Genomic DNA, 17350 nt, shown 5'->3' on the forward strand with positions numbered 1-17350 from the left:
GAATGGATAACGTACTAGAGGCCAAAAACATCAATAAGCACTTTTTAAAACCTAAAGATTTTCATGTTTTAAAAGATATTTCGTTCGCGATAAAACAAGGAGAGTTTGCTTCTATCATGGGTAAATCTGGTTCAGGAAAATCTACTTTACTCTATATCCTTTCTACAATGGATACAGATTATACTGGCGAATTATTTTTAAATAATGAATTGGTAACTGGTCGGTTATCTACAGAACTGTCAAGAATTAGAAATGAACACATTGGCTTTGTTTTTCAATTCCATTATTTGTTATCTGAATTTAGTGTGCTAGAGAATGTGATGCTCCCTGCTAAAAAATTAGCACGAAAATCTGTTCAAGAAATTGAACATGACGCCATTTTGAAATTAAAAATGTTGGGTATCGAAAATCTCGCAAAACAGAAAGCTTCCCGTATTTCTGGTGGCGAAAAACAACGAGTTGCCATCGCAAGGGCTTTGATTAATAATCCTTCTATACTTATGGGTGATGAACCAACTGGTAATTTGGATAGCTATAATTCTGATAATGTTTTTAATATTTTTAAGCAGTTAAAAGAGGAGGAGGGGCTATCACTTCTAGTTGTTACTCATGATGAAGATTTTGCCAAGCGAACCGATTATATTATACAAATGGAAGATGGCCGAATTATGAGTTAAATATTCAAAGGCTATCTAAACCTAGTAGAGAATTTGTAATTAATTTGTGTCGTTTCATTGATGGATAAAAATAGTTTTAATTTTAGACGGCTCTTGGTAGGTTTTTATCCTAATAAAAATTTAGTTTTGAAATTATCAGCACTATATTTTTCTTTCATTTTCAAAATTCATTGGTATGCCTAAAAACGCTTTAAAAAGCTACAGCTATTTTCTAAGTATTTCTGTTTTGTGTTTGCTACTTGTTTCATGTGCCAATGTGGGTAAACAGAGTTTAGTGATGCAAACAGAAAATACAATGGCGCTCGATGTAGATGATACTCAAGATTCCACAAAGCTTAAAGCAACTCATGTTATTCCTTCTAAAAACCAATATAATGCCCTTAAAGATGAATTTATAGCCTTCGTCCATTTTGGACCAAATACGTTCAGTAGAATGGAATGGGGAAGTGGTATGGAAGATCCTGCTATTTTCAATCTTCAAAATCTCGATACTGATCAGTGGTGTAAGGTCATGAAAGATGCTGGTATGAAAAAAGTCATCATTACGGCCAAACACCACGATGGTTTTGTTTTGTGGCAAAGTAGGTATACCAAACATGGGGTGATGTCTTCACCATACAAAAATGGAGAGGGCGATGTTTTGAAAGAATTATCAGAATCTTGTAAGAAATATGATATTAAATTGGGGGTTTACCTTTCCCCAGCTGATTTATTTCAAATTGAAAATGCAGATGGACTTTATGGCAACTTGAGTGAATACACAAAACGTACCATACCTAGAGAGATAGAAGGCAGACCCTTTGAGAACAAAACCACTTTTGAGTTCGAAGTGGACGATTACAATGAATATTTTTTAAATCAATTGTTTGAATTGCTAACGGAATATGGCCCTATGCATGAGGTTTGGTTCGATGGTGCCCATCCTAAGCGTAAAGGAAATCAGCAATATAAATATAGAGATTGGAAAAAAATAATTACCGAATTGGCTCCTAATGCAGTAGTGTTTGGAAAGGAAGGTACGCGTTGGTGCGGAAATGAGGCCGGGGCCACAAGAGATACCGAGTGGAACGTAGTACCTTATGAAGAGGATCCAAGAACAATGAACTTGTTCGCAGATATTACCGATGAAGATGTAGGAAGTTTGGAGAAATTGGCAGCTGGTAAATTTTTACATTATCAACCTGCTGAGACGAACACCTCAATACGCGAAGGATGGTTTTATAGAGATGACACTGATCAAAAGGTGAGAACTACCGATGATGTTTTTGATATCTATGAAAGGTCTGTTGGTGGAAATTCTGTTTTTCTATTAAATATCCCTCCTAATCGTGAGGGTAAATTTTCAGGCCAAGATGTTCAGGTCTTAAAAGAAACCGGTCAAAGAATTAGGGAAACCTACGGGGTTAACTTATTGGAAGGTGCAGAGGGTCCAAAAGAACTTTTAGATAATGATCAAGAAACCAATTTGGTTCTGCAAGGGGAACAACCAATAGTTGAGATAATGCTTCCTAAAGCAACGAAGATCAATAGATTTCTTGTTCAGGAGAATGTGAATATATCTGGAGAACGTATTGCTAAACATTCATTAGATGCCTGGGTAGATGATGAGTGGAAAGAAGTTGCAACTGCAACTAATATTGGGTATAAAAGAATATTACGGTTTCCTGAAGTAACGACAACTAAGCTTCGGCTTCGAATTCTTGAATCGAGATATATTCCTGTGCTACAAAATGTTTCAGCGCATTATTTTGAAAGCAGGCCACCACAATTACAATTTACTAGAAATAGTAAGGGAGAAGTTTCTATCGAACCTAAGGTGTCTGATTTTGGATGGAATCCTAATGGTGAAAATGCAGGCGCTAATTTAAACAAGGGAATGCAAATCTTCTACACTACAGATGGTCAAGAACCTTCTGCAGAATCTAGCTTGTTTACAGAACCATTTTTATTTGGTGAAGGAGAGTTAAAAGCTATCGCAATAAAAAATGAAGAAAAAGGAAGTGTAGCTAGAATTAATTTCGGAATTTCTAAAATGTCATGGAAATTGGTTTCAACCAGTAGTATACAAGAAAAGCATGATGCTAATTTACTTTTTGATGAAAATCTAAAAACCTATTGGCAGTCGCAAATGAAAGATGAAAACCAATTTGTTATTCTTGATTTGGGTAAGAAAATAGACATCAAATCATTCGCGTATACACCGCCAACTTCGACTGCTGACGGAATGATCCAGAAAGGAACTATTTTCTCGAGTGATGATGGTGAAAATTGGACCAAACAAGACACCTTTACCTTTGGAAACCTGATCAATGACCCAACGCAACGCATGCATAAGTTTAAGCAAAGTTTTTCTACGCGCTTTGTTAAGTTACAGGCTGATGAAATTGCAGGTGATGGTAATTCAACTGCCATCGCAGAGTTAGATTTTTATATGCATTAAGCCTTATAATGGTTTGAAATTAAAAACCTATTAACATCGTAATAATATTAATTGGATATTTACTTTCATCTTTTATAGTCAAAAGAAATCCAATCTGCATGGCAAATGTTTTGAGTTGTATTTTCTTTGTTTGTGAAGACTAAATATAAGTTAGCACTAATTTTAGTTGGAGAAACGGGTATGTTGTAGTAAACTGTTTCTTCCTTCCCATTATGGGCCAATATTTGTTCACCTATTATTGGACCATCTATGCGGTCTTCATGAATTTCAACTGCGCCTTTAAATTCTTGATCTAAATTATAGAAAGCCGCAAATTTTAAATGCTTTAGGCCTTTTAAATTAACGGCATTAAATTTTAAGTATGAACCATCTTGCAAAACCCCAACTACTCTTGATTTACTGGTGCTCCAAGTTCCGGTACCTTCCTTAATCTCATTTGCATTTTCAGCTTCAATTTTCTGACTTCTGAAAATTATTTGCTCACTCACGGTAAGTTCAGAATTAGGTTGATTCAGATTGCCTTTATCGCGATAAGAAACCATTAAAACATAGTTGCCTTCGCCTTGCTTACCTATATGTTCATTAAACGTTAGTGTACCTGTAAGAGGAAGTGATTTTTTAACTTTCTCATTTTGAGGTTTTAAGTCTAATATATAGTCTACCATTTGAGAAACCTCTTCAACAGTAAGTTGTGGGTGTGCAGACATAGCATTATCACCCCAAGCGCCACCGCCACCTTTTATGATTTTTGAAACTAAATAACCTGTATCGTCTTTACTATATCGTTTTGCAATATCGGTATAGCTAGGTCCGTTCACTTTATCTAATACAGCATGGCATGCCTTACAGTCAGATGCTTCGATTGCTTTTTTGCCAAGTGGCTCAAGATTACGCTGATGACCTAAGGTCGCTTTTACAAAATCTCTACCTTCGGGTATATAATCGAAAGTCACTTTTACATCATCTACAGAAATTGAGTTATTCTGGGTAGAACCATCTTGTTTGTCGGCTACAATGATTTTATAATTCAATTTCTTGCCATCCCAATAAATTGAATCGTTGTTCGTGATATTAATTGCAAGGGTAGGAGTGTCATTGCCAACCAATATTTTTGAACTTGTTGTCGATGTGTTTCCATCAGTATCGGTAACCTTTAAAACAACATTGTAACTACCATCTTTAGTAAAAATAAATTCTGGGTTTTGCTCTTGAGATTGCGATATGTCTTCAGTGAAATACCAATCGTAGGTAAGTGCATCGTGGTCAAAATCGATAGAGTTTTCTGCGGAAAATTTCACGGATAAAGGTGTGGCCCCAACAATTTTATCATGTTCTAATTTGGCAACCGGTTTTCTATTTCCTTTGATATAGGAAATGCTACTTAAACGGGCGTCTAAATTTTGCGAATTCCATTTTTGACCATATTCTAACACATACATATTACCGTTAGATGCAAAGATCATATCCATAGGATGTGAAAATTCCTCATTGGGCATAAATGCATCAGCCTTTACATAATTCTGATTCTCATCTAGGGTGATGACGTAAATCCAATCTCTCATCCATTCGTAAACAAACAATTTGTCTTCGAAATAGCTAGGCCAAAGATTTTCAGCATTTGCCATGTCCGATTCGTGAAAAACTGGTCCAGCCATAGGGTTTATTCCGCCTTCGCCCATCCAAGGAAATTCTTCAGACCTAAAGTAGGTCATTGGTATCATCGATTTTTGTGCTGGTGGCATCTCTTGAATTCCGGTATTGTTTGGAGAATTATTGATAAGGTGTTCTGGGTCAACTTTATCACCTGCAATATTGGTTGCAAAATCAAAATCATTATACGCCTCATTATATCCTCTGGTAAATGGCCAACCCCAGAAACCAGCATTTTTAGCCTGATTGTATTCTCCCATACCACTAGGGCCACGGTTAGGATCTGCCTTACCGGCATCTGGACCAATATCGCCCCAATATAGAATACCTGTTTTGCTATCTATGGAATGTCTAAATGGGTTTCGTAAACCCATTGCATATATTTCGGGTCTTGTTTTGGCAGTGCCACTAGGAAATAGATTTCCATCTGGGATAGAGTAATTACCGTCTTTCTCAGGTCTTATTCGTAATATTTTACCTCTTAGGTCGTTCGTATTTGCAGCAGAACGTTGAGAATCCCATCCGGCTCTGTTAGGGCGTTCATCCATCGGGGCAAACCCAGAAGATTCAAAAGGATTAGTATTATCGCCCAGGGCAATAAATAGGTTTCCATTAGGGCCGAATTCTAATGCGCCTCCACTATGACAGCATTGACGGTCGGTAGGTATTTCTATTAAAATTTTCTCGGAATCTAAATTTAGTTCATCACCTTTTAATGTGAAGCGAGAAACATGTTGTTTAGACATGTCACCTTTAACGGAGTATAAAAGATAGACCCAATTATTCTGTGTGTAGTTTGGATCTACGGCCAAACCTAAAAGTCCATCCTCATTACCATAAAACAAGTCTAGCTGCGCAATTGTTTTCGTTTTTTCAGTGTCGAATTCAAAAAGTTTTAAAGCTCCATGACGCTCTATGAACAAAATACCTCTGCCAGGTAGCTCATCTAACTCCATTGGCTCGTTCAGATTAAAGTCCAGTATTTTTTTAACGAAACGGTCTTCAGGTGGAACTCTATCTGTTTTTGTCAAGGAATAGTTTAAGGTGCCATTACCGACGGCATAGGTGATACCACCTAATAAATGAGACAAGAATGTTGGGTTTACGAATGTTTCATCGGTATGTCCCATTTCGGTGTAGAAGGCTCTACCACCATTATACTCATGATACCAAGCAATAGGGTGACCTTCGGGGTTCGTGCCGCCTTCATAACTATTTTCATCAATGGAGATAAGCACATTTATATTAGGATTTATATTCTTGAAATTATACCACTCGTCGCTTTTGGTCCATGATCCATCTATGTGCTGGGTAGATGAATGTGATTTATCGTTAATAATCAATTTGGCTTCTTGAATACGCGGATGGTCATTGAATAAAGCTCCAACTAATTTGCTATACCACGGCCAATCGTATTCTGTATCTGTTGCTGCATGAATGCCTACAAAGCCTCCACCAGCTTGAATGTAACGTTCAAAATCTGCTTGTTGAACATCGTTTAAAATATCTCTGGTTGTGTTATTGAATATGACTGCAGCATAGTTTTTTAAAGAATCTTCTACCATGTAATTGGCATCTTCGGTTGCGATAACCTTATATCCGTTTTCCTCACCTAATTTCTTAATAGCTTCAACCCCAGCTTCTATAGAGCCGTGTCTAAACCCTTGAGTTTTGCTGAAAACTAATATGGTTTCTTTTTTTTTTGTGCAGTTTGTAAAAAGAGTAATACAGAGTAACACAGAACAAATTTGTATAATTGATTTGTTCGAGAAATTAGTCATTGGTTTTATTGGTGGTTAATAGTTTACCCTTCATAATCAGGGTTTTAGAATAATTGATATTTAGCCTTGGTAAAAGAGCTGGCTAAAGATAAGAAAATGGGATTGTTGTTCATTTAATGAATTTACCAAAGTTTAGTTTTTGGTTTATTACAGTTATTTTATGTTGAACAATTTAGTGTTATCTTGAAGTTTTATAAAAGCTCTTTTCGAATAAATATGCCTATGTGGACCACAATTATTGTTGGTGTTTATATTGTTTTAACGCTGATTATAGTTTTATCTATTATTCTTTATGGCGCCAAACCAACAAAGAGTTTAGCTTGGCTTTTAGCGATTTTCGCATTACCCGTTGGTGGTATCATGTTTTATCTTTTATTGGGTCGAAATAGAAGAAAACGTAAACTTATACGCCTTAAGAAAAACATGTTCTCTAAGCTACCATGGCCTAATACAGAACAAAAAAATGTTTTCAATGGTAGGTATAGCAAATTGATGACGCTTTGCTATAAGAGCTCACATTTTCCTCCTACATCGAATAATAAACTACATTTATTGAAAGATGGAAGAACTACTTTTGAAGCTATATTTTATGCGTTAGAAAATGCAAAGGTTCAAATTCATATACAATATTATATTTTTGAGGATGGTGAGTTGGCCACTAAGCTGTTTGAGTTATTCAAGAAAAAAATAGAGGTAGGTGTTGTGATTAGATTAATTTATGATGGTATTGGTAGTTTTTCATTAAGTAAAAAATATTTAAATGAATTAGTAGAAATTGGTGTTGAAGTATATTCATTTCTTCCTTTTAAATTTGGACGATATTTCTCTTCACTTAATTATCGAAACCACAGAAAAATAATAGTGGTCGATGGCACTGTTGCTTTCACTGGCGGAATTAATATTTCTGATAAATACCTTAAAGGCCAAGTTGGACTTGGTAAATGGCACGACATGCACTTAAGGTTAGAGGGTCCTTCGGCCAAACAACTCGATCAAGTTTTTATGACAGATTGGTATTTAGTGAGTACAGAACTATTACAGCCAATAGAACTCTCGCCACGCAATTTAGAATCTGTTTCGAATGAATTGGTGCAGATAGTGGCAGGAGGTCCTGATGATGATTTTCCAGTACTGGAACAGACCTATTTTTCTATAATTAACATGGCTAAAAAGTACATTTATATAACCAACCCATATATAATACCGGGTCAATCTCTTATACGTGCATTGCAGACCGCTGCCCTAAGCGGTGTTGATGTACGTTTGCTAGTGTCTGAAAATGCAGATAATAAAGTGGTTAGCTGGGCTGTTCATTCCTATTTTGAGCTGTTTTTAAAATCGGGCATTAAAATCTATCTTTTCCCTGACGGATTTTTACATAGTAAAATTATGGTGAGTGATGATGCCATTTCTTCAATCGGTACGGCAAATTTAGATGACCGTAGTTTTGAACAGAATTATGAGGTAAACGCCATTATGTATCATAAGGGGTTTGCCAAGCTTTTAAAAGAAGACTTTCTACAAGATTGTATGGGGAGTAATGAACTACGTTATGATGAATTTATTCAAAGATCTTGGGGCAAAAAGCTAAAAGAAGGTTTTGGTAAAGTTTTAAGTCCACTGTTTTGAATAAGCTAATTAATCAACTTGTGAAGTAAAAATTAAATCTTGCTCTTCCAAAGCTGTAATGACTAATTTTATATAGTCTTTAATGGCTTTTTCAACGTTATTTGGGTCGGTGATATCGATAACGCCTCTCCAAATCATAGCTCTTTCTTTACCCTCGCAGATACAGTATAAAGTAGTTTCAGCATGGTATACGGTAAATTTTTCATAATAATTATCATCATAGTAAATACCTTGATGTTCTAAATAATCATCATTAAAACGAGATTGATGATCATCCCAACGAGAAATAGATTTCATAAAGTTCTCACGATTTTCAGAGCCTGTAATTTTAGTAAATAGAATGGCATCAAAATCTTTGTCCAAAAGACTTTGTTCAACTTCATCTAATTCTTTCTCGGTTTTTCTTGAATTGGTTAGTGATAAATCAAAAACATCAATACTTCGCAATGCCTCGACATTTCTACTCGTGAATTCTTTTTTAAGTTGACTTTCAAAATGTTCTCTAGCTTCTTCACTTTGTGTCATACCTACCAATAAAACTTTGTTGGCATTGAACAAGACTATATCTGGGTTCTTCCAATTTTCCACTAAACTTATAGAAGAACAACCCATTAATAAAAATGAGAATACAATGAATATCTTTTTCATGCTACAGGTATTTATTAAGAATATAATTCAAAGTTAAGATTTAGAAAATATCAAGCATATGATAATGGTCAGTTGTTAATTAATGAATAAGGAATTACTTATCATGAAGAAGTTATAACCATAAATCTATGGTTTCGTTTAATTTTGGTATGTGGCATTCCCAACCCTTAGTATCTCTAATTTTTACTTTGAAAGCATCTAGGGCACCTGGTTCACCATGAATTAAATAAACTTGTTCAGGTACATTTTTGATATCATCTATCCAATGTAAAAGTTCTGCTTGGTCTGCATGAGCAGACAGACTTTCTATTAAATGAATACTAGCTTTTACCGGATAATATTTTCCGAATATCTTAAGTTCATGTGTACCTTCCAATAATTGTCTACCTCTTGTGCCTTCAGCTTGGTAACCAACTAATAGTACATTTGTTTTAGGCTCATCAACTAACTGTTTAAGGTAGGTGAGAACCCTGCCGCCAGTTACCATACCACTACCAGCAATGACGATTTTAGGCCTGGGGTCGTCTATAGTTTTCCAAGTATCTGCGTATGATGTAATTATGGTAACATGGTTGCACATAGCTTCAAATTCGTTCATCGATAAATTGTGCCAATCTGGATATTGCTGAAATACATTGAGTACATTATTACCCATAGGACTATCAATGAAAATTGGAATATTGGGTATTTTGTTCTTCTTATACATTTGCCATAATAAATACATAAGCAATTGTAGACGTTCAACTGCAAAGGAAGGTATAATCAAGGTTCCTCTGTCATTTATAGTTTTTTGAATAAGATTGCTTAAAACCTCGGTAATATTTTCCTCAGGATGTAATTTATTGCCATAGGTGCTTTCTAAGAAAAGATAATCTGCCCATTTTGGTCTTTCTGGCGGGGATAAAAGCTCATCATTTAATCTACCAACATCACCTGAAAAAACGAAGACCTTCTCGAACATTTCAAGATGTATAAAAGTTGAACCAATAATATGGCCATTATATTTAAACTGAAATCGTTTATTTTCTGAAAGCTCGATCCAATCATCCTTTTTGCACCCTGAGAATAACTTAATGGTGTTTTCAGCTTCTCTAAGATCGTAAAAAGGTAGAGCAACAGGGTGTTTAGAATACCCTTCTTCATTTGCCTTTTTAGCTTGCTCTTCTTGAATTTTAGCACTGTCGAGTAAAATTATACGTGCAATTGCCAAGGTAGGTTCTGTAGCCAAAATGCTGCCCTTAAATCCTTCTTTCACTAAACGCGGTAAATAGCCCGTATGGTCTAAATGGCCATGCGTTAATAGAACAACATCTATTTTGCTGACATCGATAGGTAGTGGTTCCCAATTTATTTCACGTAACTCTTTAAGTCCTTGAAACATTCCACAATCTATAAGTATATTTATTTCAGGTGTTTCTATATAGAATTTAGATCCAGTAACCGTACCTGATGCACCTAAAAATTTTATGCTAACTTTTTTCATAGTATTAAGATTTACAGAGTTGTTCTATCTCATCTAAAATTTTTGTTTTTCTAGTATTGGATATGCCTAAATGGTCCAGAAAGAATTTATCTTTTATGAGTTGTCGACATAAGACTACATTTCTACTTAGTAAAAATTGCTTTTCTCTATTAGATAGTAAACTAGAGACTGTAATAGGGTAAAGGCTTAATCGGTCAATTCTATCTTTAAGTCCATCATTAATGGGGTGGTCCCAGCTTAAAAGGTAGAGGTCGGCACATTTTCCATACTTAATTGCATCTTCGGTGAATCGAGTATTGGTAACTACCCATCCTTTATTAAGAGGTTTGGTATTATTACTATTAGTTTCCCAATGAGCTTTTACATCATTATATCTAGAATGAATGTACAGCGGTACTTTTACATTACAGTTTCGACCTTCTTCATTATGAAATTTGCATTCTATTATTGTAACCGTATTATTTTTCTCAGCCACTACATCAATTTCATGGGTAACACACGCACCATTTAAAACGATATTTACTTCAACGTTATACCCCGAGTATTGTAAAATTGCACCAACAAAACGTTCGAACGGAAAACCAGTAGGTCCCAATTCATAAATTGCCTTCTTAAGTTTATATTTTGAGGCATAAACGGATTTGTTTTTTTTAAGTAGGGAGTAAGCTCTATTGTAAATTTCATTGGTAGTTATACCTTCATAAAGTTCATCATAGACTTTCCCGACAATTTCTTCTACTAACTCATGATTTGCACCGCTATGTTTTAAAGAATTACGTAGCTTATCTAACGAAAATTTTACTTTTTGTCCTGAAGATTTTATGATATCGATAGTATTGTAGGTATCCATATTACTTTTTTAAATTAATATCTATTGGCGGTATTTGAAGTAATTGTAACGTAGTAGAAGCCAAGTTTACTTTGCCATTCGTTTTTAATATAGCTTTTTCTATATGTTGAAAAAGGGTATGTTTTGTATTTCTTCTACGTTTATAATCTGTAATGTATCTTACATTTAATTGAATCCAGTTATCGGTTAGACTCATTGCTATTGTAGGTTCTATGGTTGCGTTTTCTATATAGTAATGTTCTACCATCTCTTCCCATTTTGCCTTAGATTTTTCAGTGTAATCTGATAAAAGTTCAGTAGCACTATTCATTAGTATAGTTTTTGCAAGTTCAGTATCAGAACCGTAGGTGATAAGTATATTCAGTTCATCCCAAACGAAAGGGAAGTCCATAGAATAATTTTTGATAGGGCCCTTAAAAACAAAGGCATTGCTGATTTTAACAATTCTACCCGAATAATTATCGCTACTTACCCATTCACCCATTTCCATAATCGTGGTATAAATACTGTCGATATCTATTACATCCCCTTTAATATTATTAATCTCAATTCGGTCACCAGGCTTATAGACTCGAACGAAGAAAATATAAAATGATCCGGCTATACTTAGTATTAATTCTTGAAGTGTAAAAGTGATACCCGCAGTAAACAGGCCTATTATAATGGTATAATCTTTTAAGCTATCTATAGTAATGGCCATTAAAATTAAAAATATGATAAGTACATATCCAATAATTTCTACACCCTTTTGAGCTTTATATCTAATAGATATATTATCAATTCTTTTTTTTAGTGTTTTTCTAACTAGCCCAATGATTATGATGATGAATAAGATCCACATGATTAATTTAGCCACTTTAATGACCATCGGATTTTCAAAGAACTGTAAAAGTGAATCCATAATTTAATTTTAAAAAACCGCCAATGAAATAACTTCTTTGACGGTTTCGATTTTAGACATTAACCAACCAACTATTTATGTCTAAAATAATTTCTAACATAGGCCTTCGTTTGATTTTCGGTCATGCTATCTGCTTTCTCAACTGCTTTTAGCTTGCCAAATAACGATTTGCGATGTTCTGATAATTCCTTTTTAAATTTTTCATTAATATCAGCAGGCCCAAAAATCATTAATTCATCACAATCGACAACGGCTTCCGCTATAGAATTAAAATAGTTTTTAAACTGGGCTTTTTCTTTTTCTAAATATTTTCTTTCATGGGTTACATCTTGTGTAACGCCAGATTTTACACGAGTACCACCAGTACCTGTTCTATTGAAGAATTCAATGTCAGAATTTATGGTTTCCAATGTTTCTTCTTCTTGTGCCAGACGAATAATATGTGCATGTTTACTATCCATCCAAATACCTACTTTTTTCATATTTTAAGTTTTAAGATTAATATTAGTGAAGTGCCAATATGGGCACTTTACTATCATAGCCAATTTCTTTTACAAGTGGTCTTGAAAATACACTACCAAAAAATAGATGTTTACGGTTAATAAAAGCGACCATGTCACTATTTCTACTCTCGACAAAAGTTTGTATTCCTTTGCCTAAATGACTTTCTGATAATGTATAAAAGTTATAGTTAACCTCGTCTAAAATGCTTTTTAGTAATTGCTGATTTTCTAATTGAGTTTCAGAAAGCTCTTTTTTCTTATTTAAATGTAAGATGGCAATTTCAGCATTGTGCATCTTTCCTATTTCAATAAGATAATTTAACTCTGCTCTTTTAAAGGAATCTTTATAGTCCGTCGGAAAAACAATTTCTTTTGGAGCTTGAAATGATATATTTTCTGGGATGGCCAATACAGGACATTCCCTTATTTTTTCCATAGCCATTACCGTGTTGCTGCCAAAAAGTACGCCTTTTGATCCTGTAGCTCCTTTAGTACCCATGGCAACCAATTCAATATCTTTTTCCGCTATCAATTTTTTGATAGCATCAGATAAGAAACCGTAAGTAGATTTAGTATAATAATTGTGTTTAGGGTTTTCGTTATGCAATGCAATGCTATCTAATAATTTTACAAAATTCTTTTCAGAAGCTGCTTTTGCGAGTTCAAATTCAGCGCTTCCTTCTGCAGGAATGTTTAAACTGTTGGTAGTATATTTTTCAAAATCATATACATTCAAAAAATAGAAATCACAATTTAATTTGGCATATAAATCAATGGTATAACGAATAGCATTCAATGCATTCTTGGAAAAATCTGTTGGTATAAGAATACGTTTATTCATAGTTAGCATAGTTACATTATTCATTAAATATATTGTTCAATCTGATAAATAACTATGATAAATATCAGTCTTGAATAGGCAGTATTAAAAACGGTATTGTAGCATAAATACTTAAATCCATTACAACAGGTTCGTGTAATAGTCGTTCAAAGAAATTTCTTCTGTGATAGGCCATTGCAAACATTTTAATGTCTTGCTGAGTTAAAAAATCATGAATTATATTGGCCTTATCTGAATAATTCCAGATATCATCAAAACTATGTTGGGTTTTTGCTAAACAGGTTTTCAATAATTTTTTATTGGAAACCTGAATAGGGTTCATTATTTCCTCTTCGTTGATATGTAATACCCTTATGGCGGCTTTAGAAATTGAAGCAATCGATAAAAGCATTGCTAAGGTGTTTTTGGTACAACCTTTTTTATAGTCGGTAATAAAGGCAATTTCATCAATTGGCCGATAAGCAATCTCCTTTGGTACGGCTAGTATAGGGCATTGTGTAATAGTATTAGCTATTCTAATGGTGTTACTACCCATGAACAATTCTTTCGCGCCAGTTTTTCCTTTGTTACCCATTACAATTAGGTCTATTTGAAGATTATCTATAGTTTGAGAAATAATACTAGATATAGTTCCTTTGCTAGATATTGTATTGAACTTGTGTAGTTTGTTGCCTGTGTCGAGAACAATTTTATGAACTGTTTCAGTAAGATTTTCTTGAGATGTAGTTCGCAATTTTAATAGTTCTTTTTTACCTACAAATAATACATTTCTAGGGCTTGACGCTGCATTAAGGTCATCATATATATGCATAATATGAAAAGTACATTTCTTCGACGCAAAAATTTGTGTAGCGTAAAAGAGCGCATTATATGCCTCATTTGAAAAATCGGTTGCCACAAGAATGTTTTTAATTTCCATAATTATAATTGTGGTATTACCATAAAAGGAACGGTAACATGAAAACCTATTTTTTTAATTACGGGCTCAATAAATAGACGTTCAAAAAAAGTGTGTTTATTTTGAACCATTACCAATAAATTAATTTTTTGCTTCACTTGAAAAGTATTTATCGCAGCAATAATTTCATTGCTCGATACTTCATGGAATAAGGCATTTTTCGATAACACTTTTTCAAGCTTTTCTTTATGTTTTAATTGAACTGGGTTGAGGTCATCACCTGTATAAACATGCATAACATTTACTTGAGATACATGCGTATTAACGATTTTTAATAATTGCGATAAACTATTTTTGTTTAACTCAACTTCAAAGTCGTTCGGAAAAAGTATCTGTCCTGGAGCTTCATATTCAAAGCCAGAGGGAATTACCAAAACAGGACATTTAGAATTTTTAATGACGTGCACTGTATTAGTACCAAATAATATTTCTTTCGCCCCAGTCGCACCTTGTGTGCCCATAATTACGATATCGATATCTTCTGCCTCAACAGTTCTTGTTACTTCACTAGAAAGTACATTTAAAGCAGAGTGGGTTATAAAAGTGTGCAAAGGGTTTTCAAAATCTTTTTCTAATTTTTTCTTTAAGTTATCAAGATTATTCATTGAATTTTCTTGAACGATATCTCCAAGACCTATTTGTGCAGGGCTACCCATGAGGTACTCTGTATGATAAACAGGTGGCATATAGCTATTCAATAGATAAAAAGTACATTTTATATCTTTATATAGATTTAGTGCGTAACGTATGGCAGTTAACGAGTTTTTAGAAAAATCTGTAGGTAATAAAATACGTGTCATAATCTTATTTATTTAATGAAATGAAATTAAGTACAGTTGATGAATTACGGAATGATATTCGTCAGGTTCGGTACTTAAGAAATTATCTATTATTAATAACCAAAAAGCACCCTATGAAAAAGAGTTTCAAAAAAAATATAAATTCAGAAATACCTTCATTAGTACACTTTTATGCAAATTGGTGTACCCCATGCAAATTAATGACGCCAATTCTTGAACAAATTGAAGAGGAGATGGGTGAAAGTTTAAACGTAGTAGAAATAGATGTTGAAGCCAAAAAAAAACTCTCTCGCAGATATAAAATTAAAAGTTTACCTACGCTATTGATATTTAAAAATGGCGAACCACTATGGCGACAATCGGGCATGATTCAAAAAAACGATATCAAAAAAGCTATAATAGAATTTGCCTAAATTAAGTATTAAAGCAACTAAAATTAGGCAAAAATCATTTTAAGACTCGTGAATAACAAGAAAGGGTACTTTAGTGTGATAACTTATTCTTTCTACTGTAGGTCTAAATAAAATGCGTTCTAAGAAATTAAGATTTTTAGCAACCATAACCAACATATCAAGATTTCTACTTTCTGTAAAACACTGAATAGAATCATCAATTTTCTTGCCCGTAACTACGTGAAATGAACATTCAATATCTTTATAATGTTCCATTAAAATTCTTTTGTTGTTTTCTTGAATAGGGCTCAATTTTTCATTTCTAAGAGATATATAAAGTAATCGTAAAGCAGATTTTTTAAGTAATAGAACATCTTTTAGAGTTTCTAAAATTTTATGGTCATACGTTATTTGAAAATCTGACGGGAAGCCTATTTCTTTAATGCTAGAATAAACCGCGTGTTCAGGTACAGCCAAAACTGTACAAGGTACTTTTGTAATTACATCGCCGGTGTTACTACCAATAGATACTGATTTTAATCCAGTTGCACCTTTCGTGCCCATAATAATCAGATCTATTTGTTTTTCTTTGACTTGCGATTTTATGTGGTCGGTTAAAAAACCATAAAGCGCTAGAGGTTTAAACTCATGTTTTACATTTAAGGGTAAATGCTCTATTTTGCTCATTAATTTATGAAGCTTCTCTTTGCTTTCTACTAATAAACTTTCTTCTAAAACCTCTGGCGAAATAAACATAGCAGTCTCTCCGCTTACATTGGTGTTTACAGAATTTATATGTACAATATGAAAGGTACAATGTGTTTTTTTGAAAAACGAAATTCCATAAAGTAAAGCGTTCCATGCGTTTTCTGAAAAATCAGTAGGGATTAATATATTTTTCATTGTAATATTTATTAGTAATAGAAAAAGAGTTTAAAGTTTATTGCGGTAAAAAGATCACGGGAATATTAGAATGAAACGCTATTTTTTTTATAACTGCTTCTCCTATTATTTTTTCCCAGAAGGTATGTTGATGACGAATAATACTTAGAATACACGAATCTTTATTGCCAACATAGGCATCTATACTATGAGATATACTAATTTCAAACGGTACATTTTTAAATTGATAATCTAACCCTGCAAACCTTTCCTTTAATATAGCCTTGTTGGTATTTTGGGTATCGTTCAAATTAAATTCTATGGCCACATGAACAATTTCTATTTGAGTTTTCCATAGAATGGCGAGTTCTATAATTTGGTTTAACTCATTCTTATTGAATGGTTTAGTGAAGTCAGTAGCAAAAATTATAGTACGCAGTTTTTGAAAATTGAAACCACTTGGTATAGCGAAAATTGGAATGTTTTTTATTGTCTTTAATACTTTCACCGTATTGCTTCCTAAGAAAACCTCCTTAGCGCCAGTTGCGCCTTGTGTACCCATCATTAATATATCAACATCATTCTGGCTAACTATTTCCTTAACGGCTTCCTCTAAAGTCTCAGATTTTGATATCGTGGTAAATTTATGTTTTGGGTTTTTATGGTTAATCTCAAAATATTTGAACATTTCCTCTAATTCTTGTTCAGAATGCTTTGAAAGTGAATCATAAATTACGCCTAATCGTTGTTGGCTTTTAGTTCCCAATAAGTTTAATGTAGAGGGCTCATATGCATGCAAAAGGAAAAAATGACAGTCTACATCGGCATATATTTTTAAAGCTGTAAAAATCGCATTCCAGGCATTTTCTGAAAAATCTGTTGTTAATACTATCTTCTTCATTTGATTTTTTTTTT

At 33.7% G+C, this 17350-nt stretch carries 15 protein-coding genes; 4 read left to right on the top strand and 11 right to left on the bottom strand.

The features are described 5' to 3' along the window. Positions 1-2 precede the first annotated feature (2 nt). Both B5X55_RS11720 and B5X55_RS11725 read left to right on the top strand, forming a co-directional pair. A complete protein-coding gene (locus tag B5X55_RS11720) occupies positions 3-677 on the top strand; it encodes an ABC transporter ATP-binding protein (RefSeq protein ID WP_079512824.1) in 675 nt (224 codons plus the stop codon). Positions 678-852: 175 nt separating this feature from the next. Beyond that, complete coding sequence (locus B5X55_RS11725; protein WP_079512825.1) at positions 853-3117, top strand: alpha-L-fucosidase; 2265 nt, start codon at positions 853-855, stop codon at positions 3115-3117. Between the two features lie 65 nt (positions 3118-3182). Here the strand turns inward: B5X55_RS11725 and B5X55_RS11730 are convergent, their stop codons facing one another. Then, on the bottom strand, positions 3183-6506 hold the full coding sequence (locus B5X55_RS11730) for a ThuA domain-containing protein (protein ID WP_159447542.1): 3324 nt from the start codon (positions 6504-6506) through the stop codon (positions 3183-3185). Between the two features lie 264 nt (positions 6507-6770). Here B5X55_RS11730 and cls point away from each other — a divergent pair, with 264 nt between their 5' ends. Next, on the top strand, positions 6771-8177 hold the full coding sequence (cls, locus tag B5X55_RS11735; RefSeq protein ID WP_079512987.1) for a cardiolipin synthase: 1407 nt from the start codon (positions 6771-6773) through the stop codon (positions 8175-8177). Between the two features lie 9 nt (positions 8178-8186). Here the strand turns inward: cls and B5X55_RS11740 are convergent, their stop codons facing one another. From B5X55_RS11740 to B5X55_RS11775, 8 genes are all read right to left on the bottom strand, one after another. Further along, on the bottom strand, positions 8187-8825 hold the full coding sequence (locus tag B5X55_RS11740; protein WP_079512827.1) for a hypothetical protein: 639 nt from the start codon (positions 8823-8825) through the stop codon (positions 8187-8189). Positions 8826-8937: 112 nt separating this feature from the next. After that, positions 8938-10308 carry an MBL fold metallo-hydrolase RNA specificity domain-containing protein gene (locus B5X55_RS11745; protein ID WP_079512828.1) on the bottom strand — a complete coding sequence of 457 codons (1371 nt, stop codon included), beginning with the start codon at positions 10306-10308 and terminating at the stop codon, positions 8938-8940. 4 nt (positions 10309-10312) lie between these two features. After that, positions 10313-11158: an ATP cone domain-containing protein gene (locus B5X55_RS11750; protein ID WP_079512829.1), complete on the bottom strand. Its 846-nt coding sequence runs from the start codon at positions 11156-11158 to the stop codon at positions 10313-10315. Between the two features lies 1 nt (position 11159). Continuing rightward, positions 11160-12059, bottom strand: coding sequence for a mechanosensitive ion channel family protein (locus B5X55_RS11755; RefSeq protein WP_079512830.1), 900 nt, complete (start codon positions 12057-12059; stop codon positions 11160-11162). Between the two features lie 71 nt (positions 12060-12130). Beyond that, positions 12131-12541 carry a hypothetical protein gene (locus B5X55_RS11760; protein ID WP_079512831.1) on the bottom strand — a complete coding sequence of 137 codons (411 nt, stop codon included), beginning with the start codon at positions 12539-12541 and terminating at the stop codon, positions 12131-12133. A gap of 22 nt (positions 12542-12563) precedes the next feature. After that, on the bottom strand, positions 12564-13403 hold the full coding sequence (locus tag B5X55_RS11765; RefSeq protein WP_079512988.1) for a universal stress protein: 840 nt from the start codon (positions 13401-13403) through the stop codon (positions 12564-12566). Between the two features lie 64 nt (positions 13404-13467). Then, the gene (locus tag B5X55_RS11770) at positions 13468-14322 is read right to left on the bottom strand and encodes a universal stress protein (protein WP_079512832.1); all 855 of its coding nucleotides are present in this window, start codon (positions 14320-14322) and stop codon (positions 13468-13470) included. 2 nt (positions 14323-14324) lie between these two features. After that, positions 14325-15161 carry a universal stress protein gene (locus tag B5X55_RS11775; protein WP_079512833.1) on the bottom strand — a complete coding sequence of 279 codons (837 nt, stop codon included), beginning with the start codon at positions 15159-15161 and terminating at the stop codon, positions 14325-14327. 113 nt (positions 15162-15274) lie between these two features. Between B5X55_RS11775 and trxA the strand changes: the two genes are divergently transcribed. Further along, entirely contained in the window at positions 15275-15574 is a 300-nt protein-coding gene (trxA, locus tag B5X55_RS11780) for a thioredoxin (RefSeq protein ID WP_079512989.1), read from the top strand. A gap of 39 nt (positions 15575-15613) precedes the next feature. On the opposite strand, the gene B5X55_RS11785 is transcribed toward trxA, so the two are convergent. Next, positions 15614-16456 carry a universal stress protein gene (locus B5X55_RS11785; RefSeq protein WP_079512834.1) on the bottom strand — a complete coding sequence of 281 codons (843 nt, stop codon included), beginning with the start codon at positions 16454-16456 and terminating at the stop codon, positions 15614-15616. Between the two features lie 37 nt (positions 16457-16493). After that, positions 16494-17336, bottom strand: coding sequence for a universal stress protein (locus B5X55_RS11790; RefSeq protein ID WP_079512835.1), 843 nt, complete (start codon positions 17334-17336; stop codon positions 16494-16496). Between the last annotated feature and the right edge of the window lie 14 nt (positions 17337-17350).

It is taken from the genome of Maribacter arcticus, from assembly GCF_900167935.1.
Taxonomy (GTDB): Bacteria; Bacteroidota; Bacteroidia; order Flavobacteriales; family Flavobacteriaceae; genus Maribacter; species Maribacter arcticus.